The sequence below is a fragment of the Paraprevotella xylaniphila YIT 11841 genome (genome assembly GCF_000205165.1).
In the GTDB taxonomy this organism is placed as follows: Bacteria; Bacteroidota; Bacteroidia; order Bacteroidales; family Bacteroidaceae; genus Paraprevotella; species Paraprevotella xylaniphila.
Map to the genome: position 1 here is coordinate 91288 of NZ_GL883870.1, position 24082 is coordinate 115369.

At 46.4% G+C, this 24082-nt stretch carries 23 protein-coding genes and 1 pseudogene; 3 read left to right on the forward strand and 21 right to left on the reverse strand.

The annotated features are described in order from the left end of the window. Nucleotides 1–8 precede the first annotated feature (8 nt). Both HMPREF9442_RS11510 and HMPREF9442_RS16280 read right to left on the reverse strand, forming a co-directional pair. Nucleotides 9–506, reverse strand: coding sequence for a DUF3408 domain-containing protein (locus HMPREF9442_RS11510; protein WP_008628701.1), 498 nt, complete (start codon nt 504–506; stop codon nt 9–11). Nucleotides 507–742: 236 nt separating this feature from the next. Further along, a complete protein-coding gene (locus HMPREF9442_RS16280) occupies nt 743–907 on the reverse strand; it encodes a hypothetical protein (protein WP_008628703.1) in 165 nt (54 codons plus the stop codon). A 61-nt stretch (nt 908–968) separates the two neighbouring features. Between HMPREF9442_RS16280 and HMPREF9442_RS11515 the strand changes: the two genes are divergently transcribed. Next, complete coding sequence (locus HMPREF9442_RS11515) at nt 969–1316, forward strand: hypothetical protein (protein WP_147639914.1); 348 nt, start codon at nt 969–971, stop codon at nt 1314–1316. A gap of 227 nt (nt 1317–1543) precedes the next feature. Here HMPREF9442_RS11515 and HMPREF9442_RS11525 read toward each other — a convergent pair whose 3' ends face one another. The 15 genes and pseudogenes from HMPREF9442_RS11525 to HMPREF9442_RS11595 all read right to left on the reverse strand — a co-directional run bounded on the left by HMPREF9442_RS11525 (nt 1544) and on the right by HMPREF9442_RS11595 (nt 14527). Beyond that, entirely contained in the window at nt 1544–1960 is a 417-nt protein-coding gene (locus tag HMPREF9442_RS11525; RefSeq protein WP_008628709.1) for a hypothetical protein, read from the reverse strand. 307 nt (nt 1961–2267) lie between these two features. Next, a complete protein-coding gene (locus HMPREF9442_RS11530; RefSeq protein ID WP_008628711.1) occupies nt 2268–3584 on the reverse strand; it encodes a sigma-54-dependent transcriptional regulator in 1317 nt (438 codons plus the stop codon). After that, nucleotides 3559–5877: pseudogene (locus HMPREF9442_RS11535) on the reverse strand (hybrid sensor histidine kinase/response regulator). Before HMPREF9442_RS11535 ends, HMPREF9442_RS11530 begins: the two are co-directional and overlap by 26 nt. Next, on the reverse strand, nt 5855–6673 hold the full coding sequence (tatC, locus tag HMPREF9442_RS11540; protein WP_008628717.1) for a twin-arginine translocase subunit TatC: 819 nt from the start codon (nt 6671–6673) through the stop codon (nt 5855–5857). The pseudogene HMPREF9442_RS11535 and the gene tatC overlap by 23 nt, the downstream one beginning before the upstream one ends. Continuing rightward, on the reverse strand, nt 6670–6864 hold the full coding sequence (locus HMPREF9442_RS11545) for a Sec-independent protein translocase subunit TatA/TatB (protein ID WP_008628719.1): 195 nt from the start codon (nt 6862–6864) through the stop codon (nt 6670–6672). Before HMPREF9442_RS11545 ends, tatC begins: the two co-directional genes overlap by 4 nt. A 1-nt stretch (nt 6865) precedes the next feature. After that, a complete protein-coding gene (locus tag HMPREF9442_RS11550) occupies nt 6866–7441 on the reverse strand; it encodes a flavodoxin (RefSeq protein ID WP_008628721.1) in 576 nt (191 codons plus the stop codon). A 6-nt stretch (nt 7442–7447) separates the two neighbouring features. Next, the gene (locus HMPREF9442_RS11555) at nt 7448–8266 is read right to left on the reverse strand and encodes a carboxymuconolactone decarboxylase family protein (protein WP_008628724.1); all 819 of its coding nucleotides are present in this window, start codon (nt 8264–8266) and stop codon (nt 7448–7450) included. Nucleotides 8267–8272: 6 nt separating this feature from the next. Next, nucleotides 8273–9172, reverse strand: a complete 900-nt coding sequence (locus tag HMPREF9442_RS11560; RefSeq protein ID WP_420850131.1) for a flavin reductase — start codon at nt 9170–9172, stop codon at nt 8273–8275. 106 nt (nt 9173–9278) lie between these two features. Beyond that, nucleotides 9279–10445, reverse strand: a complete 1167-nt coding sequence (locus HMPREF9442_RS11565) for an iron-containing alcohol dehydrogenase (RefSeq protein WP_008628727.1) — start codon at nt 10443–10445, stop codon at nt 9279–9281. Between the two features lie 20 nt (nt 10446–10465). After that, entirely contained in the window at nt 10466–11035 is a 570-nt protein-coding gene (locus HMPREF9442_RS11570) for a DapH/DapD/GlmU-related protein (RefSeq protein WP_008628729.1), read from the reverse strand. Between the two features lies 1 nt (nt 11036). After that, on the reverse strand, nt 11037–12071 hold the full coding sequence (locus tag HMPREF9442_RS11575) for a cyclophilin-like fold protein (RefSeq protein ID WP_040603022.1): 1035 nt from the start codon (nt 12069–12071) through the stop codon (nt 11037–11039). A 4-nt stretch (nt 12072–12075) separates the two neighbouring features. After that, a complete protein-coding gene (locus HMPREF9442_RS11580; protein WP_008628732.1) occupies nt 12076–12285 on the reverse strand; it encodes a tautomerase family protein in 210 nt (69 codons plus the stop codon). Nucleotides 12286–12309: 24 nt separating this feature from the next. Further along, a complete protein-coding gene (locus HMPREF9442_RS11585; RefSeq protein ID WP_040603058.1) occupies nt 12310–13149 on the reverse strand; it encodes an aldo/keto reductase in 840 nt (279 codons plus the stop codon). An 8-nt stretch (nt 13150–13157) separates the two neighbouring features. Next, nucleotides 13158–14282, reverse strand: a complete 1125-nt coding sequence (locus tag HMPREF9442_RS11590) for an aldo/keto reductase (RefSeq protein WP_008628734.1) — start codon at nt 14280–14282, stop codon at nt 13158–13160. A 29-nt stretch (nt 14283–14311) separates the two neighbouring features. Further along, on the reverse strand, nt 14312–14527 hold the full coding sequence (locus HMPREF9442_RS11595; protein WP_008628735.1) for a hypothetical protein: 216 nt from the start codon (nt 14525–14527) through the stop codon (nt 14312–14314). A gap of 157 nt (nt 14528–14684) precedes the next feature. On the opposite strand from HMPREF9442_RS11595, the gene HMPREF9442_RS11600 reads away from it, so the two are divergent. Then, a complete protein-coding gene (locus HMPREF9442_RS11600) occupies nt 14685–15587 on the forward strand; it encodes a helix-turn-helix domain-containing protein (protein WP_008628736.1) in 903 nt (300 codons plus the stop codon). 137 nt (nt 15588–15724) lie between these two features. On the opposite strand, the gene HMPREF9442_RS11605 is transcribed toward HMPREF9442_RS11600, so the two are convergent. The 3 genes from HMPREF9442_RS11605 to dnaK form a co-directional block, all read right to left on the reverse strand. Further along, nucleotides 15725–16879 (reverse strand): site-specific integrase, encoded by a 1155-nt coding sequence (locus HMPREF9442_RS11605; RefSeq protein WP_008628737.1) that lies wholly within the window; start codon nt 16877–16879, stop codon nt 15725–15727. Then, complete coding sequence (locus HMPREF9442_RS11610) at nt 16876–17421, reverse strand: helix-turn-helix domain-containing protein (protein ID WP_008628739.1); 546 nt, start codon at nt 17419–17421, stop codon at nt 16876–16878. The genes HMPREF9442_RS11605 and HMPREF9442_RS11610 overlap by 4 nt, the downstream gene beginning before the upstream one ends. Before the next feature lie 203 nt (nt 17422–17624). Continuing rightward, entirely contained in the window at nt 17625–19541 is a 1917-nt protein-coding gene (gene dnaK, locus HMPREF9442_RS11615; protein ID WP_008628741.1) for a molecular chaperone DnaK, read from the reverse strand. Nucleotides 19542–19785: 244 nt separating this feature from the next. On the opposite strand from dnaK, the gene HMPREF9442_RS11620 reads away from it, so the two are divergent. Beyond that, nucleotides 19786–21831, forward strand: coding sequence for a patatin-like phospholipase family protein (locus HMPREF9442_RS11620; protein ID WP_253271108.1), 2046 nt, complete (start codon nt 19786–19788; stop codon nt 21829–21831). Nucleotides 21832–21860: 29 nt separating this feature from the next. Here HMPREF9442_RS11620 and HMPREF9442_RS11625 read toward each other — a convergent pair whose 3' ends face one another. Then, the gene (locus tag HMPREF9442_RS11625) at nt 21861–24056 is read right to left on the reverse strand and encodes a GH92 family glycosyl hydrolase (protein WP_087944114.1); all 2196 of its coding nucleotides are present in this window, start codon (nt 24054–24056) and stop codon (nt 21861–21863) included. Between the last annotated feature and the right edge of the window lie 26 nt (nt 24057–24082).

A 24082-nucleotide genomic window follows, 5' to 3' on the forward strand; every position in this document is an offset into this window, starting at 1 on the left:
AGGCAGAATCATAACGGTTTCAGGTTGATACGGCTGCTGTAGATGGCGTTCAGCTCGTCACGGTACTGTTCCAGATGGGCCGAAAGGATATTGTCGATGTAGCAGGAAATGCTGACAGTCGGTGCTATCACGGAAAGCAGGGTGCGCACCCGTTCATAGTTCTCGCTGCTGACATAGGTCTGCCGGCGCTCTTTCACAACGTTGTTGCCGAACAGATGTTCGGGATACTCCTGAAGACTGTTCTTTTTCCGGTGTGTTTTCCCCCGAAGAACCGGAGACGGTGCTTCTTCCTCACCGCCGGACACACCGGAACCGGGAACTTCCACCTTGTCGGATTTGGCAGGAATCCCCGACCGGTTTTCCGTTTCCGGTTTCTTATCATCTTCTTTTTGGGAGTCAGCAGCGTTGCTCCCATAACGATTTTCCAGGACAGAGGCGGGAATATCCCCGGCCATTACGCGGCGTATCTGCTCCTCGTCGATTTTAACTTCCTTTCTCTTTACCATGAATTATCTAATTTTGATAGTTGAACAATTCTTTTCCGGCAGTCCTGCATTTTCATCACGTTGTGAATGTTAGAATACCACCCTTATTACATGCTTGCATTATCTGACGGGTATGTACATCCGACCGGCAAGCCGGTCATGTATCCAATCCCCCACGTGTTCAGTCTGACATTAAGCCGGTCACGCATTCACACATGGGGAAACGGTTGCCTTATTATGTTCTTACATATCCCCGTTCACCCGTTACCGGACGGTTTAAGGCAACCATACACCATGTACCTGACGCACACTTGGATGATTGAACTGCCGAACACATGCTGACATGCGGCAAAATAACGATAATTTTTCCGGATTGGCACTATCATGGCGGTCTGCTGACGGTCTGTGACACTGTATGTCATCCTGTTACACCGCCCAAGTACCCCGGTGGCTCCGGTTTTGGATATTCAAAAAATGATAAAGATGGCTGCGGAAGGATTTTATAGACGGGAAGTGGATAAGATGCCATATTTTGATTTTTCGACAGAAAAATTCATGTTCAAACGAACATGGCAAGTTGTGTTTTGGGGCACCCGAAATGATTTCGGGCACCCAAAACAACTTGCCGCTCGCCTGAAGGCTCGGGACGGGCTTCACTCCAAAGTCGTTGCGCCTGAAAGCCGAAAAAGAGGAACAAAGAAACGGGAAAATGAACGCTGTAATGTACAGATTTGCTTTCAAGAAACGACCACTGCTGAAAAAAAGAATGAACTTTATTCGTGTTATCAATCTATTGCAAGCTGTATTTTTTCATCTTACGGTGCTGTATAGCGGATTTATTTTCAGCAACAATATTGCCTGTTTAGGGTATCCGTTGCATATTTGAAGAACTTTGATAGTGGATGCTTTCTCCGTATTCTCATCTTTCAATGGCAATGTAAAAGGCGGAATCTCTTCATTCGTGTATTCTGTTTTACCTGTATTTAGATCCGAAAGTTCCAACAACAAAGGATTTTCCGTAGCGAGTACAGCTCTTTTTGCCAATAAGGATATGCAAGTTACATCTTACAAGGATTGCGGTAAATCAGACGGCAGATACCATTGGAAAAAGCAACGGCCTTATGCAATTGCCATTGCTTGGGAGGAAGGATCTTCTGCACAGAATTTCCCTTTCCAGTGGAATAAGGAAACAGATAAACAATGAATTCGTCCACAAGGTTGTAGTGGAAGAGTCCCCGCAAAAGTTCAAGGGATTCTGCATCATGGACTTCTGCCAGATAAGTAAAAGAAGAGTTTTTACTGTCTTTCTCACAAAGCAAATCCAGTATGGAATGAGGTAAAATCCAGGCATTGCAGTATTCCCGCCAATGAACAAACCCTTTTCTGTGGTTCATTACCCATTGTGTCAGCACATCATCAGATTCCGGCAGGAAACCGTCTAATGTCATTGCCGTTACTGCTTGGATTTTTGACATATAAATTCTGTTTTAAATCCGGATCGGAAGCCGTCCAAAAAAGAAGCGTGCACACACACTACTTCAAGCGACGGTTCTGGAATAGCCTTAACGGGGAGTACGTGAATGCACGCTATGCGAAAGCACAGCATAAGCATCACGCAATAGTTCCCGTTGTTCAAATTTTCCAGATTTTCGCTTGAGACGTCTTGCGGTCTTATGTTATAATCATCGGCAACAGTCTCACAGACGATATGCCGCTTTTTCTCTATTTACTTGCAAATGTACACATATTCAGCGAGATTTGCATTAGCTACAGACATCAATTTTAGTTCAGCCCGTATTTTTTCATTTTCCGGTACAGTGTTGCCGGATTTATCTTGAGCATCGCAGCTGCCTGTTCCCGGTGTCCGTTGCAGGCTTTAAGGGCGTTTATAATATAGATTTTCTCCTGCGATTCGTCTTTTAGCGGACGGATAGCAGTTATAGAAATTGGCTCATTATCATGCTGATGGATTTCTATATTTAATCCTTCTATCTCCAATACCGGTGATTCCGAAACAAGTACGGAACGCTTGATCTTGTTTTGCAGTTCACGTACATTGCCCGGCCACGGGTAGGCAAGCATCCTGCGCTTGGCATCGTCCGTAAAGCCGTATGTCTCCCGTTTCAGTTCTTTCGAGTAGCGTTCTCGGAAGAATTCAGCCAAAGGGATGATGTCTTCCGCACATTCGGCCAACGACGGCTGGTGGATCTCGAACTCGCAAAGGCGGTGATAGAGGTCTTCCCTGAACCTGCCGTCCTTGATAGCCTGTTGCAAATCCTCGTTCGTGGCAGCGATAATACGCACATCTGCAATCCGTTCCTTGCCGCTGCCTATCGGAGTATAGGTGTTTTCCTGCAACACCCGGAGCAGCATGGACTGTGTCTCATAGGACATGGTTCCTATCTCGTCCAAAAACAACGTGCCGCCTTTTGCCATATCGAAATAGCCTGTCTTGGCTGTATCCGCACCGGTAAACGCCCCTTTCTCGTGTCCGAAGAAAAGCGAGGCGGCCAATTCACGTGGCAATGTTCCACAATTCACCGCCACGAAAGGCATGTTCCAACGCCCACTGCCCTGATGGATGCTCTGCGCCACCGATTCCTTGCCCGTACCGTTGGCTCCGAGAATCATCACGGACATTTCTGACGGAGCGACCAGTCTGGCATATTTCTCCACTTGCAGGATCTTGGGGCTTGTCCGGTGGAAAAGTTTCTTTTCCTGCTTCCGTACGATAACCATCGGCCGGAATACATCCTCTGCCAGTTCCAACAGGTGTTCCTTGCGTACCGGCTTGGGCAGGTAGTCTATCGCACCCAATTTGATGGTGCGTACCACATCCGGAACCGACACATATTCGGTCGTGATGATAAAGGGGATATCCTTCTTCTCCTTGCGGAGCCATTCCAGGAGCGAGATGCCGTCACCTTCCGGCAGGCGCACATCCGAGAGTATCAGGTCGAACTGCGTTTTGCGTATCAGCGAACGGGCAATCGGCTCGTTCATGGCCGTCACCGCCTCATAACCAACCTGTGCAAACCAGTCTTTCTGCATCTGCGACAAGCCGACATTGTCTTCAACTATCAGTATTTTCCTTTTCATTTGTCTGTCTTTTTATTTCATTCTCCGCTCCCGCTATGAGCTTGGCGGTACATTCCATTATCTGCCGTGTGTGCTCCCGTACAGCGTCATCAGTTGCGGTGTCGTCTTTCAGCAGGGTACGATAGGCGGACAAGGCATCTTCCATCTGCAACAGTTCCCACATCGGAAGCATACGGTGGACGGTCTCGCGCAACTTATGCCGGTCATTGTCATTCATCCCTGATGATAGTTCCTCCATATCCTTTTCAGACTGGATGACGAAGGAACGTAACAGTCCGGCCTTATCGCTGACTTCTGAGAGCATCGCACTGAAATCAAATCCATGACCATCATCCTTCCGACATCTCTTTACAGTAGAAAGCAGACCGAGCAACTCCGAAGACGAGAACGGCTTGTAGATGCAGGCTGTAAATCCGGCATCAAGGAAAGCGTCTTTTTCCTTGTCGCCACGTGCGGTCATGGCGACAACGGGTATCGTGCGTGAGTTGCCGATATTCGAACTGCGCAACAGGGTCAGCAGTTCGAAGCCGTTGGTGCCGGGCATCCGGATATCAGATAACAGCAGGTCGTAATTTTGAGAGCGCATAGCCCTGACCACCTCTTTGGCAGTGGAACATACCGTGCAGGACATGCCGTTGCGTTCCAGCATCTCCTTGATTACATCCCTCAACATGCCGTCATCATCAATGACAAGCACATTATGGGGCAGATCTCCGGGACACGGCAGTATCCGGTTCTCGCCCACTAAAGGCTCGTCCGTTTCCGGCAATGGAAGGGTTACACGGAACGTGCTTCCCCGGTCGATGGAACTTGTCACTTCGATTGTCCCATCGAGCAGGTTCACAAGCCCCTGCGTGATGGGCAACCCCAGTCCGTAACCGTCGGCATTGGCTGCGGAAGTCCGACACTCGAACGGGCGGAAGATGCGTGAGAGCGTTTCTTCTGTCATGCCGATGCCGGTATCTTTTATCTCCAGTACCAATTCCCCTTTGTGATAGCGGGCATTGAAACCGATGGTACCGGATTCCGTGAACTTGACAGCATTCGTAAGCAGGTTGTCAATAATCTGTTCTATGCGGTCCGCATCGCCATAGAGCCTGACTTCCGTTTCCTTGAAATCGCAGTCGAAAAGAATGCCCTTGTTGTTGACCACGTGGGAAAATCCCGAAGCGGTACGATCCAGAAGTTCGTGCAGGTTGAATGGAACATCGTTTCGTATCTCTTTCGCCTCGTTCAGTCGGTACACGTCCAGCAAATTGTTGAGCAAATGCACCACATGGCGGCATACGGTTCCAATATTGTCCAGATAAATGTTCCGCCGCTTCCTTTCCCGTGTGTCCATCGCCAGTTCGGCGTTGCCGCTGATGATGTTCAAAGGGGCGCGGATGTCGTGTGACATGGTCAGGATGATGTTCTTGCGCATTTCCAGCAGTGCGGTATTCTCCTCTATTGTATCTTCCAGCCGTTTCCGACCTTTGTCTTTTGCCTTTATATCCCGCTGTATAATCAGATACGAGATGACGAGCAGCACGATGGCGGAGACGACCAGCTAAGTGATGATGTGCATTGAACGGTCATAGGAGGCTTCAAGACGCAGTTCCTTTTCGGTCAGTATGCGTTCGGTCTGCCCATCCATTGTGGCTATCAGGTTGCGCAGTTTGCGATTGAGTGCCTTGTTGTGACGGCGCAGACTATCAGCATAGGTGTCGATGGTTTCCTGTCTTTCTTCCTGCATGGATTGTAGTTTCTTGTTCAATGCGTAAAGTGTGGCGGAGGCGGAAGGCGTTACTTGCACCGTTTCTTTCGCACCGAAAAATCCGGCGACACCCTTTTTCTTGCGAGTCACGGTTTTAGTTTTGGCTTCTTCCGGCAACCGGGTAAGCAGCAGACTATCCGGGTTGTCCTGCTCACGGAACAGCAGCATGATTTGGCGTAGGTGTTCTTCCTTGTTTGCCAGCAGATGGCGGAGCGTGTCTATTTGCGCCCGGCTGACAAACTCTTCATTTCCATTGTGTATGGTTTGTAGCATGGTATCTACACAGATACGGAGCGAATGGTAGTTCTCAAAATCTTCATCCTCCCAAGCAAGGGCGGTTTCGCCGTAAGTGGCGAGGATGGTAATATGGCGGTGGATGGTATTGCCGTTGTGTTGTACCTTGTGGATGGCTTGCATATCGCCTTCTATCGCCATTACACGATTGCGCTCATGTAGCAAGACGGCGACCATACTGCCAATGATCGCCATCAGAAGGAAAAAACTGAATATTATCTTATGCTGCAATAATAGTTTCATTAACCTTTGAATATTTCACGATGAGAATACTCACCTCATACAACAACCACATCGGTAAAGCCACAAGCGACAGAGTAAACACGTCCGAAGTCGGAGTAATAATAGCCGCTATGACAAGAATAACCACTACGGCGTGTTTCCTGTATTTGCGCATGAAGTCGGCAGAGAGCAATCCCAGTTTGGCAAAAAGCCATGAGAGAATCGGTATTTCAAATACAATTCCCATAGCCAGACACATCAGCATCATTGTGGATATGTAGGATTGCAATGTTATCATGTTCATCACATCGCCACTTACCTGATAAGTGCCCAAGAAGCGGAATGTCAGTGGGAAGATCAGAAAGTAGCTGACCGAAACTCCCAGCATGAACATCAGATAACCGCCTCCCACCATACGCACAACATATTTCCGTTCATCTGCATACAGAGCCGGCGATACGAAACGGAACAGTTGGTAAAGAATATAAGGAGAAGCGCACAGCACTCCGACGCATAACGCCGCTTTCATGTGGATGATGAACTGTTCGGCAAGCCCAGTGTTTATCAGTTGCACGAAGAAATCTGGGGAGCCAGTTTGAGTAATCAGTCCGCTTAGCCGGTACAGCATACGATAGGTAATGAAGCCAGCCTCTTTGGGAGCAAGAATGATAGTAAAGAGTTCTTCTTTGAAGATGAACGCGAAAATACCGAAGATAATGGTGACGGCGACGATTTTCACAATCGCCGCCCGAAGTACATCCAAGTGTTCCCAAAAACTCAGACCGCTCGCTTTGCCCTCTTTCGCTCTCATGCTCATTCCTTTTTCGTAGGCTCTTCCTCAATCTCTTTTTCGATATTGTTCATTCCATCCTTAAAAGAGCGTACACCTTTTCCAATGCCTTTCATCAACTCAGGAATTTTCTTGCCGCCAAAGAAAAGCAGAACAACCAATGCGATCAGTAAAACTTCCTGCATACCAATACCGCCAATAAATAAGGGTGTCATCATTTTATTTCAAAAACTCCAGTTTATCAATCCATTCGTGAATAGCATTTTCGCTCATGCGATTCAGTAATTTTCCTGTCTGCCAATTCAAATCGGGATAGGTATGTTTCAAAGTAGTCACGCTGTTGGTGATAGAACTGCCTCCAGATGTGGAGAACGGGATTACGGTCTTACCTTTCAGATTGTGACTTTCGATAAATGTATTGATGATTCTCGGTGCTAAGTCCCACCAGATAGGATAACCTATGAAAATCACATCATAATCAGAGATGTTCTCTTTCTTGCTTTTGATTGCCGGACGTGCCTTCGGGTCATTCATCTCCACAGAACTGCGTGATTGTTTGTCATTCCAATCAAGATCTTCGCTCGTATAGGGCTTTACGGGAGTTATCACATAAAGTTCTCCACCTGTAGCCTTTGTCAGTTTTTTAGCGGCATCGGCAGTAGTACCTGTCGCAGAAAAATAAGCGACGAGGATTTTATTATTCGATTGTCTGTTGTTCATATCCTGTTTTTGTTGAGCAAAAGTTGCGGTCGCCATACCAACGACCGACAACAATACCAATAAGAATTTATACATGGGATATTATTTCAAAAGGTTATCGTATTCCTCGTCAGTTACGGGTTCAAGCCATTCATTGGAAGCGTTTTCTCCGGGTATCTCAAAGGCGAGATGTGCAAACCAGCTGTCTGCCGCCGCACCGTGCCAGTGTTTCATATTTGCCGGGATATGGATGACCGTGCCGGGCAAGATCTCTACCGCAGGCTTGCCTTCCTCCTGATACCAACCGCGTCCGGCTACGCCGATCAACATCTGTCCGCCACCGTTCTTTGCCTTGTGGATGTGCCAGTTGTTGCGGCAACGAGGCTCGAAAGTGACATTGGAGAAAGGAATCTGCGAATCTGATATCCGGGCAAGGTAGCTGTTACCGATGAAGTATTTTGCGTATGCGGTATTCGGTTCGCCGATGGGAAAAATCATTTCGCGTTGGAAAGCCGCTTTCGCATCTTCACCAGTTACATCTTCCGCCCATACATTCTTGGCAAGATTGAAGGCAGCCCAAGCCTTCGGCCATCCGGCATAGAAGCCGATATGGGTGATGATTTCAGCGATTTCGGTGCGGGTGATGCCGTTTTTCTTCGCCGATTGCAGGTGGAAGGTCAGCGAGTTGTCCGTGATGCCCTGACTGATGAGTGATGTTATTGTTACTAAACTGCGGTCACGCAAGTTGAGCAGGTCATTTCTACTCCACACTTCTCCGAAAAGGACATCATCGTTGAGTTCTGCGAATTTGGGTGCGAACTCGCCAAGCTGGTCGCGCCCTGCGGTCTGTACTATCTTTTCCTGTGCCATAACATTGATTGTTAGAATGGTAAATACTGAAATTAAAATAATTCTGTTCATAGCTTTTTATTGAATGAAGTTATTGATTCGGTTTGCCGGATTGACCGGGCTTTGGTCGGACAGCTCCAATGATTTGACCATGTGCAATGTTCCTTGCTTGTACTTTTGAAAATGCTCTGATGCGATATGTTGTTCGTAAGCCGTTTTGCTTGAATAGGTTTCCAAAATCGTAATCATGCAAGGATTTTCTTTTTCCTGCACGGCATACATGGTCAGTACGCCCGGCTCGGTGCGTAAGGAAATTTCACCCACCTCCGCAGCATATTTCATATACTCCTCCAAATGTCCGGGATAGACCTCAATCTTGGAAAGTCGGACAATGCCGTCAGACTGCATCGGTTCTTTGGCACAGATGGACGGTGCTTTGTCAAGATTGAGACACTTGCCTATAACTTCTCCCGTAGCGATGTAGGAATAGGTCGGAAAGTCGAACAATACGGGCTTCAGCTTGTTGTAGTCGGGCTTGCCGTTGGCATCAAGCACATTCGGGGCAGCGTATGTATTGACTACGGAGCAGATGAAGTTGTCAAATCCTTCTGTTTCGTAAATATCTACCACATCACACTCCATTGTAAGTGGTGAAGCGTCAATTACCGGTGTGCCGTTCTCACCCCAATGATAATCGAACACTTGCGATTTATCCACCTGCGCACCACTTACACTGCCCACATAATCGGCTTTCTGAAGCATGGCGCGGTCTACCAAATTAACAGACAGTTTCTTTGATTCCTTGATACCTTGATTGGTATAATGGCTTTTGCTCATGCTCACGAGTATGCGGTCATGTCCGATAATGCCCGTATGACCGACAACGAGCCAATTCACTTTCCCATAGACTTCCGCACCGACAACGGTCATCGGTTTCGGGTAAAGAGCCAACAGGTTTCCGATATTCTTCTTTTCCATTTTCGTGCTGTTCTGTTTGTTCGTTTCCTTTACCGGTTGCGTATTGCACGCCGATAAAAGGGAAATAAACAAGAGGGCCAATATTGATTTTCTCATCCTTACCGTATTAAAGACTTTGACGCAATACATCAATCACATCCTCACGAGTAAGGACAACATAACCGCTTTCGTTGATAGGGCACGCATCGGCAATTCCTTCTAATTGTGACAAATTGGCTCCGCAATCCGTGATATTCATTGCCAGCCCCAATTCTCGCATCCAATCCTCCATTCGTTCAAGTCCTTCCAATGCGATTTCCTTATCCGTTTTCCCGGCAGGGACGATATTCCACACGACAGTTGCCAATCGACGGAATTTCATTACCGCATCTTCAGAACGGTCGATGAGCAGACGGTAATAAGCTCCACTGACGGCTGATAGCGTATGCCCGTGGGTAGCATCGGTATAGGCAGCGACAGCCTGTCCCAGCATGTGTACCATCCAGTCGGTAGGTTTTCCGCAGGAAAGAAGTCCGTTCAATGCCCATGTCGCAGTCCACATGATGTTGCTGCGTGCCTCATAATCTTCCTGATTACCGAGTACTTTCCGGGAACTGACGATGAGGGAGCGCATCAATCCTTCGGCTATGTAGTCGGTGGTGTTGTCGTCCGTTCCCGAAAGGTATTGCTCCAAGATGTGCGACATGATATCATAAACGCCCGCTACCGTATGGTACATTGGAACGGTATAGGTGTAAACAGGATTTAGGATGGAGAAGTCCGGATTTCGGAAATAATAGAATTTCTTCCGGTTCTCGCTGTGCTTGGAAATGACGGAACAACTATCCATTTCCGAACCCGTCCCTGCCATCGTAAGGACGCAGCCGACAGGAATCCAACGGCAGGTCATTTCGCCCCAGTTATTGAAATAATATTCCCATGGGTCATGCTCGCAGTAGACAGAACCTGCTACCGCCTTGCAATAGTCGCAGACGGAACCGCCACCGACGGCAAGAATGAAATCAATATTCTCTTTCCTTGCAAGTGTCACACCCTCCATTACCTTTTCGATGGTAGGATTAGGCATGACACCGGAAAGTTCGACTACTTGCTTGTCAGCTTTGTTCAATTCAGCGATTACTGAATCGTAAATACCGTTCTTGCGGATTGAACCGCCACCATATACCAGCATGACATTCTTGCCATACTTGTCCAGTTCTTTACTCAAATTTTCCAATGAGTTTTCCCCGAAATATAGTTTCGTGGGATTGTGAAAAGTGAAATTACCTAACATATTTATTCGCTTTTAAGTAATTATTTGTCATTAATATTTTTGATAACTTTTGCCGGAATACCGCCTACAATCGTATTTGGCTCTACATCTTTCGTCACTACCGCACCTGCTGCCACTACCGCATTGTCGCCAATGGTTACACCTTGCAGGATGGTAGCATTGGAGCCTACCCATACATTCTTTCCCAATAGGATAGGAGCAGGGTAAGTGGTTTTGCGGTCTTCGAGCGCAAGTCCGTGGTTGAGTGTGGCGAACACCACATTATGCCCGATTTGGCATCCGTCACCGATGGTTACGCCACCGTGGTCTTGGAAGTGGCAGCAGGCATTGATAAACACATTTTCTCCCACCGTGATATTCTTGCCGAAATCGGCATAGAAGGGAGGAAATACACGGAGTGACTGTGGCACTCGGTAGCCAAACAGTTCGGAAAGCAGGTCACGCACCTCTTCGGGAGTATGGTAGGCTGTATTTAACCTGAATGTGGTGCGCCGTGCCTCATTGCTCATGTCGTCCATGAAACGGTGTATATCACCAGTGTTCAGGGCTTGTCCCGTCTTTACAAATTCCTTGAAATCGTTTATATCCATATCATTGCTTTTCTATTTTTACCTTTATATCACCACCTACATTCAACGCATCGATACCATCACCATCAATATGACCAATTTTTATAAGGTCATTACTGTGCGACCAGTTCTTGCAGAAGATTGCCACGTTGCCCCACGGAACATAAATCGTGATGTCTCCGGGCGTAGGGGCACACCCCCGTGTTACGCCCTCAGTTCTTAATTCTGGGTCGGGGTAGAAAATTTTCTCGGTTGTGTTGTTGTAATCGTTCAGTGTAACCTCCAACGGCAGACGGGAGAGAAAATCCCGTGCGGCGTCATTGTCTTCCATCGTGGCGGAAATCGTGTGGTCGCCGACTGTGAGGTTTATCTTCAAAGAAGTCACTTCAGGCGTATCAGGTTCTTCTCGGTTTGCTCCTATTTCGTCCAACCATGCAGGGACACGGGTTGCCATTTGTGAAATACTTGAAGATGTCAAAAGCAATGACTGTTCTATAATCGTTGCATCCGGGCAAAGATTACGAGCCTCACTTACTGAAGAAGATATGCCGCTGCTTCCGCTGGTGGAGAATAATGCAATCCGCTTTCCGGCAAGTTTTTCGGCGTGTTCGTGTAGAAATGTCTGCATCGGTGTCGCTATGCTGCCATACCAAATCGGATAACCGACAAATACGATGTCGTAGTTGTCAAAATTCTCCATTGATGTCTTGATTGGAGGGAAATTGCCTTGACGGATGGCTGCCAGTTCTTCTTGCGAGCGTTCCAACATGGCATTATAATCATTGTCGTATGGCGTTTGAGGCTCGACTTCCAATATATCGCAATCAAGCGTGGACTGAATCAGCTCTGCCACTTGTTTCGTATTGTTCGTGCGTGAAGCATAAAGCACCAAATAGCGACCGTTACCTCCCGAAGTCGGTGTATCAGGATTGTTGTCATTTTCGCCCGGATTCTCCGGTTGCTCGGGAACAAATGGCTCATTGTTGGGTTCTCCGCAGGATGCCATAGACACAAGAGTTAGCAACATCAACGGAATAAATAATAATAATCGTCTCATATTTTCATTTATTTGGATTGATAATCATAGTATTTTCCGGTATTCTCTGCATCGCACTTTCCCATTTCTCCATTTCTATGTCCTCGATGGAAACGGATACAAATTTCGATTCGACACCAAGCGTCTCTATCAATGTGCTACATAGTTTTTCAGCTAAAATCTGTTTTGTTTTCCGGTCTCTGCCGGCTATCATAGTTACTGCTATATGTGGCATAATTCTCTGTATTTTAGTGATTGTTTATATATTATAAAGTCGTTCCACCTCTTTCGGATCGTGCAGGTCGAGAATCACACTATGACCTGTATCCATTGAAGCTATAACTGCCATATCTTCGTCTGACAGCAAAAAATCACCAATAGCGAAATTTTCCGCCATACGCTCCTTATGTACCGATTTAGGAATAGCGACAATTCCACGCTGTAAATGCCAACGCAACACGACTTGAGCGACAGACTTGTTATATTTACGTCCAATCGCAGACAAGACTGGATTTGTAAATAATCCGTTACTACCTTCTGCCAACGGCCCCCATGATTCGGTTTGTACGCCAAGCGACTGCATGATTTGCATCGCTTCAGTCTGTTGGGTGTAAGGGTGCGTTTCCACTTGATTGACTGCCGGAATAATTTTCACATTCTGACACAAATCCATCAAACGATTCGAATTGAAATTACAAACCCCAATAGCGCGGATTCGTCCGGTCGCATAAAGTTCTTCCATTGCCTTCCATGCTCCATAATAATCGCCGAAAGGCATGTGAATCAGATAAAGGTCAATATAATCCAATTCCAATCGTGCAAGGGATGCTTCAAAAGCCCGTAATGTTTGGATATATCCCATTTCGGAAATCCATGCCTTCGTTGTAACAAACAATTCTTCTCGTGGGATACTGCTTTTATGGATAGCCGCACCGACAGCATGCTCATTTCCGTGCACCGATGCCGTGTCTATAAGCCGATAACCGACACTGATAGCATCGGCAACGGTATGTTCGCATATGGCTGCATCAGGGATTTGAAAAACCCCGAATCCCTGTATCGGCATTTCCACTCCGTTATTCAACACAATGTAGTCCATACCTGCCATTATTTATCAATCTGACTTTCGGTGAACGGATCGGCACGGTGTCCCATGAGGTCTATCTTCGCATATTCACGGTCGAATTCCTCCATTTCCCAAGCCGACAGGCGGACTGTTCCAGCACCGAGAAAATCATCCAAATGGGTGGGATTGGTCGTGCCGGGTATCGGTGCAATCCACGGCTTGCGCGAGAGCATCCACACAAGAGCGAATTGCGCAGGAGTCAGCCCCTTGCGTTGAGCCCACTGACGGACAAGTGCCACAAGCGGCATATTATGTTTCAATGCTTCTGGAGTAAATTGCGGCAGATTCCATCGGCGATCTCCTTGCTTGAAACGGCTGTTTTCATTGATTACGCCCGTGAGAAAAGCACGCCCTAACGGACAATAAGGAACGAAACCGATGCCGAGTTCTTCAAGTGTAGGGAAAATTTTTATTTCCGGTTCGCGCCACCAGATGGCATATTCACTTTGAACGGCTGTAACAGGGCAGACGTTATGGGCGGCACGGATAGAGCGTGCGCTCGCTTCGGATAAGCCCCAGTGTAACACTTTACCTTCTTGCACCAAATCCTTGACCGTTCCAGCAACATCTTCCATCGGCACATTCGGATCAACACGATGCTGATACAACAGATCGATATGGTCTGTCCGTAACCTACGGAGCGACCCTTCCACAGCACGGCGGATATGGTCGGGACGGCTGTTCAATGCCGTGGGTTGTTTTTCTTCCACTCCGAAACCGAACTTCGTGCCGATTTTCACTTTGTCACGAAACGGGGCAAGGGCTTCGCCTACCCATTCCTCACTGACATAAGGTCCGTACACTTCCGCTGTGTCGAAAAAGGTCACACCTTTGTCATACGCCCGACGGATAAGGGCAATCATTTCCCGTTTGTCATACTTACCACCGTAATAACCGACCATCGGCAGACAACCGAGTCCGATTGCAGATACATCCAATCTTCCGAGTTTCCGGTATTCCATATTGTCCGAAATTCCGTTTCGAGAAATTTGTTCATTTTTCGTCTGTGACGGGGTTTGAGCAAAGACCTTCGATAATCCCGTCCATTCACTGGCAGCCACCAGAGCTGTCAGTGATGACATTTTCAAAAAATCTCTTCTATCCATGACTTATAATTTTTCAGTTCTAACTATCATTAAAAACGCCCACAAGTCAATCCCCGCATAATCTCCATCTCATTGTCTTCCAAACGAAATGTTGTGGAATCATTTTCAGGTGCAGGAATAAAGTCATCCTGTACAAGAAAACATTGCACTATTTTCTTTGGGGTAGTATGATAGCGGTATGCGAGGTAGCATACGACCTCATCTTCATATAGTTCATCGGAAATGTTAATTCTTCTGTTCATCATTCTTGTTTTTGATAATGCAAAATTAGGTGAGCACGGAAAAACGGACGTAACAATAAAATGGTAGTTTGTACCGATTTTACTGATTTTCGAGTATTTGTATTATATTGATGGTCTAAAATGAGTACCTTTGTCATTGAATAGCAAAAAGATATATTTTATGAGCAAGATACTGAAAGTCAAAACTCCGAATGATTACAGCCGTTATCTCGGACAAGCAGAACAGCATCCATTGGTCTGTATCGTCAATTATGAAGAAGTATCGCCTGTGCGCCATAGCCTAAATAATTACAGCGTATATGGTATTTTCTTTCATGATGAAGCTGATATAGGCTTGTCATACGGATGTGGAAAGTATGACTACAAGAAAGGAACGGTAATTTGTGTAGCTCCCGGTCAGATAGGCGGTAAAGAAGACAACGGAGAATGGGTAAATCTGACAGGGTGGGCATTGTTGTTCCACTCAGATCTATTACATGGCACACAGTTGGAAAGGAATATCAAGGATTACTCTTTCTTCGATTACCGTGTGAACGAGGCTTTGCACATGACTGATGAGGAACGTGATATTTTCGTTTCGCTGATGAAACAAATACGGGATGAACTAGGAAAACCGCAAGATGACATCCAAAACCGTATTATCGTAGGCTATATCGAACTGATGTTGAATTTCTGCCTGCGCTTCCATAACAGGCAGTTTATCACCCGAAAGTTGGAAAATTCGGATATGCTAATGAAATTCAATATATTGCTTTCCTCTTATTTTGAACAGGAGCTGCAATTATCTTTCGGGTTGCCTACTGTACAATACTGTGCCGATAAACTCTGTATGTCACCTAACTATTTTGGGGATTTGATTCGAAAGATGACTGGTGATACGGCAAGCAACTATATCCGTCAGTACATCATCCAACAGGCAAAAAACGAATTGGCAAGTGGAGAAACTATCGCACAAGTCGCCTACAAACTTGGCTTTGAATATCCGCAACATCTGAGCCGTATGTTCAAGAGACATGTGGGAATTACTCCAACTGAGTATTGCGAAAATCTTCGTAGAAAATAATTTGAAATAGAAACTTTAGATTATATTGCTCCTAAATCAATAAATTTATTACCTTTGTATCCAAGTGCAGCGTTCTTTTGATTTAATGCAAAATGTAACAAGAGTGAGAACTTCGCTCGTTTCTAAATCGTTACCTATCAGGAAACAAGTCTTTGCAAATTGCACGTTTTCAGCAAGAAAGAAGATTTAGAGTGTCTTGCTGAATGGAAGGTGATGTGCTTCTTGATACCGGATGCTTCTATCCAGACTTTCAGAGGACGAGAAATCCAAGAGGCATCGGTCAGTCCTTCAAAAACAAGTGCTTCATCATCGTTTGGACGTATGCCACATAATTGAAGTGCTTGTTGGATGACAGGCTTGTAATCCGGTCTTTTTGTCTTTTGCTGTACAACGACCGCTTGCCATGTTCCCTTACTTGTTTGTTGAATCTGTTTCCATTTCAAAGATTGAATATCACTATGGCGCAATCCTGTGAGAATAGAGAACAAGAACGCACGTTTCAAAACATCATCCTTGCAAGGGGTATCAACCAACATTTGCACCTCATTCATGGTAAGTGCAACACGGGGTTTCTCAATGTTTGTTATTCCCTTTACTTTTGCACTTATATCAACAGTGAGATATTCATCAATGAATGCCTGTTTCAGTCCGGCTTTGAGTATAGAGAAATAAGTCGATGCCGTGTTTTGTGAGATAGTACCTTTCTTATTCCCTCCCATTGGAGCACGCAGAAGGAACATCTTTATATCTTCAAGCAGTTTAACTGAAATCGTCTTGAATGGAATTGGCTGCCCTTGTGAATACATTTTCAATAATTCGCCTACACGCCTCCAGTTGACTATAATCGAATCGGAACTATTGGGATGACGTGTGCTTATAATACCATTGAAATACTTGATAAAGTCCTGTTCGCTCCGCTCATTCTGTGCAGCGATTTCGTTTTCCTTATCAGTGTATAGGATGGCACTATCGTATTCATGCTGCCGTAACTTCCGCACATTGTCGGCATAGATACAAGCCTCTTGGTCTATCGTTGAACGGCATTGAATAATCCCATTCAAATCACGCTTAGGCTTATAGTTGAATGTTCCATCTGGCAAAATACGTGCAATGGACGATTTGTCCCAAACAGGCGTGGATATAGTCCGGTTAATGGATTCCACCACACGGCTTGCTCGTTTAGAACCTCGCTTATAAACTGGGTATGATTCTATAATCAGATACCACTCTTCTTTATAATTCGACCTTCTGAGCTTGACGGTCACTTTGGTATTAGGTAATGCTTTCTTCATAACGACTTATATAATTTATCAATTTCAGATTTGGGAACATAAACATAGTTACCGATTTGGCGTGTAGGAATAGAATGACGGCGTATGTGCTTAAATACACTGCTGTCATTGATATGGAACTTCTTTGCGATCTCTCCGATGGTATAACAATCTTTGGGTTCAAAGGACAATGCTTCCTTTTTTCTCTTTCTACTCCCTGCCTTTGTTTTGAAGTGTTCATCCATATACTGCCGACTAAGGCGTATCAGACGCTGGCCAAAATTGTATGACGGTATCAATCCTTGCCGTATCATACGATAAAGTACATCTTTACTAATGCCGTAAATCAACATAGCCTCTTTTACGGTTAGATACCCCTTGCAGGATGGTATTCGTCTAATCAGTGCTTGGCGTATCGCTTCTTTCTCTTTTGCGATTTGTCTTTTCTTATATGCTCTCTTGGAACAAGCAGGGCAACAATACTTCGACACTAATGTCGGAGGAGTAAAGATTTTACCGCACTCCTCGCAACTTCTTTGAATGATGTAATTTCCTCTTGGCATATTCTTCTCGTTATAAATGGTTTATATCAATCTAAGTTGTACCTTATCGCCAAATAAGACGTGTCGCAAATATGTCGCAAATAAGAGATAAAAAAGCCCATAGAAAACACATAGCAACCATGAACCCCATAAACGCAAAAAGCGTGCAACTCATTGAGCTGCACGCTTTTGCTTATTGTTTATTATCTGTTTCCTTATCGGAATCATTTGACTTCCTCAAAATCTGCATCTTGAATAGTATCATCAGAAGAAGAGTTTCCAGCGTTGGCATTACTCTGCCCTCCGGCATTCTGCTGTGCACCGGCTCCAGGCTGTGCACCACCCTGGTACATCTGTGCACTGGCAGCCTGCCATGCTGCATTCATTTCGGCAATAGCAGCATCGATGGCGGCAACATCACCCGCCTTGTGGGCATCTTTCAATTTCTGCAAAGCTCCTTCGATAGCAGGTTTCTTGTCAGCCGGAATCTTATCACCCAACTCTTTCAACTGGTTCTCAGTCTGGAAAATCATAGAGTCAGCCTGATTCATCTTGTCTACTCTTTCACGCTCTTTCTTGTCGGCATCTGCATTAGCTTCAGCCTCAGCTTTCATACGGTCTATTTCGTCTTTGCTCAAACCAGAAGAAGCTTCGATACGGATAGCCTGTTCCTTACCGGTAGCCTTATCCTTGGCAGACACTTTCAAAATACCATTGGCATCGATGTCGAAAGTCACCTCTATTTGAGGAACTCCACGACGAGCAGGCGCAATGCCGGTCAAATTAAACTGACCGATAGACTTATTCTGAGCGGCCATCGGACGTTCTCCCTGCAATACATGAATAGTCACTTCCGTCTGATTGTCGGCAGCCGTGCTGAAGACTTCGCTCTTGTTGCACGGGATTGTCGTATTGGCTTCAATCAACTTCGTCATTACGCCACCCATCGTCTCAATACCCATAGACAACGGCGTCACATCCAACAATACGATGTCGCCCACTCCGGCTTCCTTATTCAGGATAGCCCCTTGGATAGAAGCACCTACCGCTACGACCTCATCTGGATTTACACCTTTAGACGGAGCCTTGCCGAAGAAATCTTCTACTAACTTCTGGATGGCCGGAATACGGCTCGAACCTCCGACAAGAATTACTTCGTCAATGTCTGAATTACTCAAACCGGCATCCTGCATTGCCTTCTGGCACGGCACCTTACAAGCCTGAATCAAATTATCAGCCAACTGCTCGAACTTAGCACGCGTCAAGGTCTTCACCAAGTGCTTGGGTACACCGCCTACAGCCGTGATATAAGGCAAATTGATTTCCGTAGTCGTAGACGAAGACAATTCAATCTTGGCTTTCTCGGCAGCTTCTTTCAAACGTTGCAATGCCATCGGGTCTTGTTTCAAATCTACTCCTTCTTCTGCCTTGAAGTCAGCAGCCAACCAGTCGATAATCACTTGGTCGAAATCATCACCTCCGAGGTGAGTATCACCATTGGTAGAAAGCACCTCGAATACACCGCAACCAAACTCCAGTATGGAAATATCAAATGTACCGCCCCCCAAATCGAAGACAGCAATCTTCATGTCCTTATTGGACTTATCCACACCGTAAGCCAAAGCCGCAGCCGTCGGTTCATTCACAATACGTTTCACTTCCAAACCGGCAATCTGTCCGGCCTCTTTCGTCGCCTGACGCTGAGAATCGGAAAAATAAGCCGGCACGGTAATCACTGCTTCCGTCACTTCCTGACCCAGATAATCCTCAGCCGTCTTCTTCATCTTCTGGAGAACCATGGCAGAGATTTCCTGAGGAGTATAGAGACGACCCTCAATATCCACACGAGGCGTGTTGTTATCCCCTCTTACTACTGAATAAGGAACACGCGAGATTTCTTTCTGTACCTGGTCATAGGTCTCACCCATGAAACGTTTGATAGAGAAAATGGTATTCTTCGGATTCGTAATCGCCTGACGTTTGGCCGGATCACCCACCAAGCGTTCGCCGTTTTTAAACGCCACGATAGAAGGAGTCGTACGCTTGCCTTCGTTGTTAGCGATTACTACCGGTTCGTTACCTTCAAATACGGAAACACAAGAGTTTGTAGTTCCCAAGTCAATTCCAATAATCTTTCCCATAATATATCTACTTTTTTATTATTAATCTAAATTGAATGTATTTCTTGCGTCCGCCTCTTACAAAAGCAACGCACTGTTATAAAAACAAACCGCGTGCCAAACTATCTCATGAAGCAGAAAAAACTATAAAAAAAGATTTATCGGAATCAAGAGAGAGTTTTTCCGCTATCTTTGTTCTCGGACAAGCCCATCTGCGACAGTCAGACCTGAAAACTGCCAAAATGGCTGAAAAAATTTAAAATGTATGACGAAAATAGCACGACTTCTATTATTTCTTTGCACCTTATTGGTATTCCATATTTCTATGGCACGCCCACGGGTAGCCGTAGTACTAAGCGGAGGTGGTGCAAAAGGTACGGCACACATCGGGGCACTGAAAGTAATTGAAGAAGCAGGAGTCCCCATCGACATGATTGTAGGTACGAGCATGGGCAGTATCATCGGCGGGTTATATGCCATAGGATATACGACCGAACAGCTCGACAGCATATTCATGGCACAAGACTGGAACACATTGCTTAGCGACAAAGCTTATCGCAATGCACTTAACCTACAGGCCCGGGAACAAAATTCACAATACATCCTCTCCGTCCCCTTCTTTGAAAAACCGCAAGACTTAATCAGCGGAGGGGTCATCAAAGGAAGAAACATCGGGCGTATGTTATGGCAACTCACCGAAGGCTACCACGACTCCATTGATTTTCAAAAAATGCCTATCCCGTTTGCTTGTATTTCCCAAGATTTGGTGACGGGCGAAGAGATCGTATTCCGAAACGGCGTACTGCCCATCGCCATACGTGCCAGCATGTCCATTCCCGGTGCTTTTGCCCCGATATCCATGAACGGCAAACTTCTCATTGACGGTGGCATCATCAACAATTATCCGGTAGATGTGGCACGACAAATGGGAGCAGACATAGTCATAGGAGTGGATGTACAGGATCCGATGAAAAATGCAGAAGAACTTCAAAACAATATCTTCGCACAACTCAACCAACTCATCGACTTGCAAAGGAAAGACCGTTGGGAACAAAACATAGCTCTTTCAGACGTCTATATCAAGGTCAATGTAAAAGGATACAACACAACCAGTTTCAACACAACCGCCATAGACTCCCTGATGGGACGTGGAGCACAAGCAGCCCGTTCACAAATAGACACCTTACAGGCTATAGGCAGCCGCTTCTCTCCCGACGACTCCATCGTGAGCCGTCCCACACCTCCTTTCTTCTACATGCACCGCCCGGGAAATATCGAAGCGCGCTATGCAGGGAGCTTAAAAATCCTGATAGGCGACGCACCCAGAAATTCCATCAACCTTGGACTTAGGTTCGACAACGAAGAACTGGCCGCCTTGCTGTTCAACGGGCAAATGCAGCTCGGGAAAAAAAGGAACCACCACGTCAACCTGACTTTACGTTTAGGAAAGCAAACTTATGGCGACGCACATTACAATCTCGACTTAGGCAGGGAATGGAACCTTACCACAGGCTACCGTTATACCTATAACGATTTTAACATCTATGAGAAAGGAGAACGGACATACGGCATCAGCTTCAATCATCATTTCGGAGAAGTCGGATTCACCAAAAGTTGGAAAAACGTACGTCTCAAATTGGGAGGAATTTACCAACTCTACAACTACGGCTCCTTCCTCTATCGCTTCGAGGACAACTCGCCGACAGATATCACCAAAGAAAGCTACCTGAAGTTCGGCACGCAATATGCCGTCAATACATTGGACGACAATTATTTCCCGACAAAAGGTTCCGAATTGGAAATGGCATATTACTATGCCATACCATTAAACGGGAACAAAGCCTTCCACACAGCGGGAATACATTGGAACGCCGCATTCTCTTTCAACTCACGCTTCACTTTAATGCCCCGGATAGAAGGGCGCTATCTGACGACAGAAAACACCGTTGCCGAAATGAACACGCTCGGTGGACAAGAAAGAGGCAAATACTTCAGTCAACAAATACCATTTTACGGCATCAACCATTTCGAGATGCCCCATCGTTCTTTGGTCGTGGCGGGAATAGAAGCCCGTCAACGCATCGGAGGGAAGCATTACGTCAGTGGTATATTCAACATCGCCGCCACATCGGATGACTGGATGCATTTTTTCAAAAACAGCTTCAACGACAACGACCTGTCGGGATATCACATCTTCGGTGGAGCCGTAAAGTATGACCTACGCACTTTCATCGGCCCTGTCGGTTTTACTATATGCTACAGCGACCGCGCCAAAGCTTCCGGATACATAAGGGCGGGATTCAATTTCTGAAACCCGCCCTTCAGTCCTTCACGGCTTTTTCACTCGGCTTTAAACTCCAAAACTCCGCCTTTCATCAAGTCACGGATGTCAATAAAAGGCGCATCCAGTTTCTTTCCGTTAAAAAGAATAACCGGCAGATGCTTATGTTCTTTCAGCCCTTCGGCACGAACTGTCAACACCTTGCCTTGCGGCAGTTCCACACGGGCCGACGGGAACCTCGGAATCCCCAACGCATATTCTCCCGATGCCGGAGTCACCGGATAAAAGCCCAACGAACTGAACAGATACCAAGCGGACATCTGTCCGCAGTCGTCATTTCCCGACAACCCGTCCGCCCCGTTCCTGTAATGAGTGTCCAAGATTTCCGGAATACGTTCTTGCGCCTTGTCGAAACGACCGCAATAGTTATATAGATACACATAATGGTGGCCAGGCTCATTGTCATGCCGGTAATGCCCGTTGTCGAACACGTTATCGAGCGCTGCGGCAAAAGACTCGTCCCCCCCCATCAAATCTATCAGCCCCTGCACATCCTGCATGACACAAAATTGATAAGTCCAGTTGGCCCCTTCGGTAAACCCTGAATGCTCCCCGGCCCAACTGCCATCGGCATTACGCGCTTGGAAAAGTTTCGTTTTCGGATTATACAAATAGCGGTAATTCTTTGCCCTTCTCATTAAATCTTCATAATCAGCCGTTTTTCCCAAAGCCTTTGCCATTTGGGCAATGCAATAGTCGCTTAAAGCGAACTCCAACGTACGGGCCACGGATTCATTGGTCTTGTCATCGGCCACATACCCGTTTTTCAGATAATTGGTCAATCCGCCCCGTGCTTCATATCCCCCGTTCCACCATTCGCGGTCCCCCCAACGCGACTTATCGTCACCCGTAGGAGGCACGTAGGCATCCTTACGAATCGCTTCATACGCCTTCTCCACGTCATAATCGCGGAAGCCATTGACGTAAGCGTCCGCTATCACAGCGTCCGCATGCGTGCCGATCATGATATTCGTATAGGTAGGATTCGGCCATTTGGGTATCCAACCGCCCTCTTCATACATTTGTACCAATGCCGTAACCATGTCGTCCACCCGTTCGGGCGCCATGATTTGCAGCCAAGGATGTTCAGCCCTGAAAGTATCCCACAAAGAATAAGCATTATAGGAAACGCCCTGATGCACCTTATCGTCAAACGGACTGTAATAACGGCCATATTCCGAAAACTCCCGAGGATACTGCAAGGTACGGAAAAATGCCGTATAGAATATCGTACGGTCTTCTTCGCTCGCCCCCTCCAAGTCTATCTTGGAAAGCTTTTCCTCCCATTCCTTTTTCACTTTTTTCGTCACGGATGCAAACGAAGACCTGGCCGGAATCTCTTTCGACAGGTTCACCGCAGCTTGCTCGAAGTCGATAAAAGAACTGCCGATACGCACATCAACCCACGTCGTCCCCGCAGGAAACTCGACATATCCGCCTACAGAACCACCTTCCGCCTGTACAGACTTTCCGCTGACCGCCCCGTCGCGCCATGTACCGTAATCGGCAAAATCTTGGGAGAACTTCAACACATAATATCCCTTGAACCCCGGCAAGGCCGGCCCCAAATGGGCATCATGCCTTTCCTTATTATATATATGCACCTCACGCTTGTCGGGATAGATGCGTATGAAGCCTCCTTCGTTTTCCCTTCCGGCCTCCAAATAAAGCAAGGCTTTTTCATCCTTTGGGTATGTGACATGGAAGAAAGACGCACGTGAAGTCGCCGTCATTTCCGTGGTAATCTCCGAACCGCCATGTTTTCCCGAAGCGTATGACACCTTGTAATAATAAGGCTTAGCCACTTCTTTCCCACGGTCCAGACGTACTTGCCTGTCCTTCGCCTTAATCTTCAGTTCCCCACTTTGGGGCATCAGGGTCATGAACCCGTAATCCCCCATCCAGATGGCCGGTTGGTGCGTGCCCATAAAACCGATTAAGACCGAATCGCAATGGCGATACATCGTACGGGATATGCCGTTAATACGGGTCGCCGCACACCATTGGGTCATGGCAAACGGCGTGCCCACGGCCGGAGTCGTCCCCCCGTATTCCGTCTCATGGCTACCGTCCGTACCAATCATCATACTCACCTCATCCACATGGAATTTAGCTGTTTTTGCGGCTTTTCCCGACATGACAACAGGACACGAAGCCACACTCATCAATAAAAATAAAGTTCGTAATACTCTCATGTTATTAAAAATTTGGTTAGGGTTGT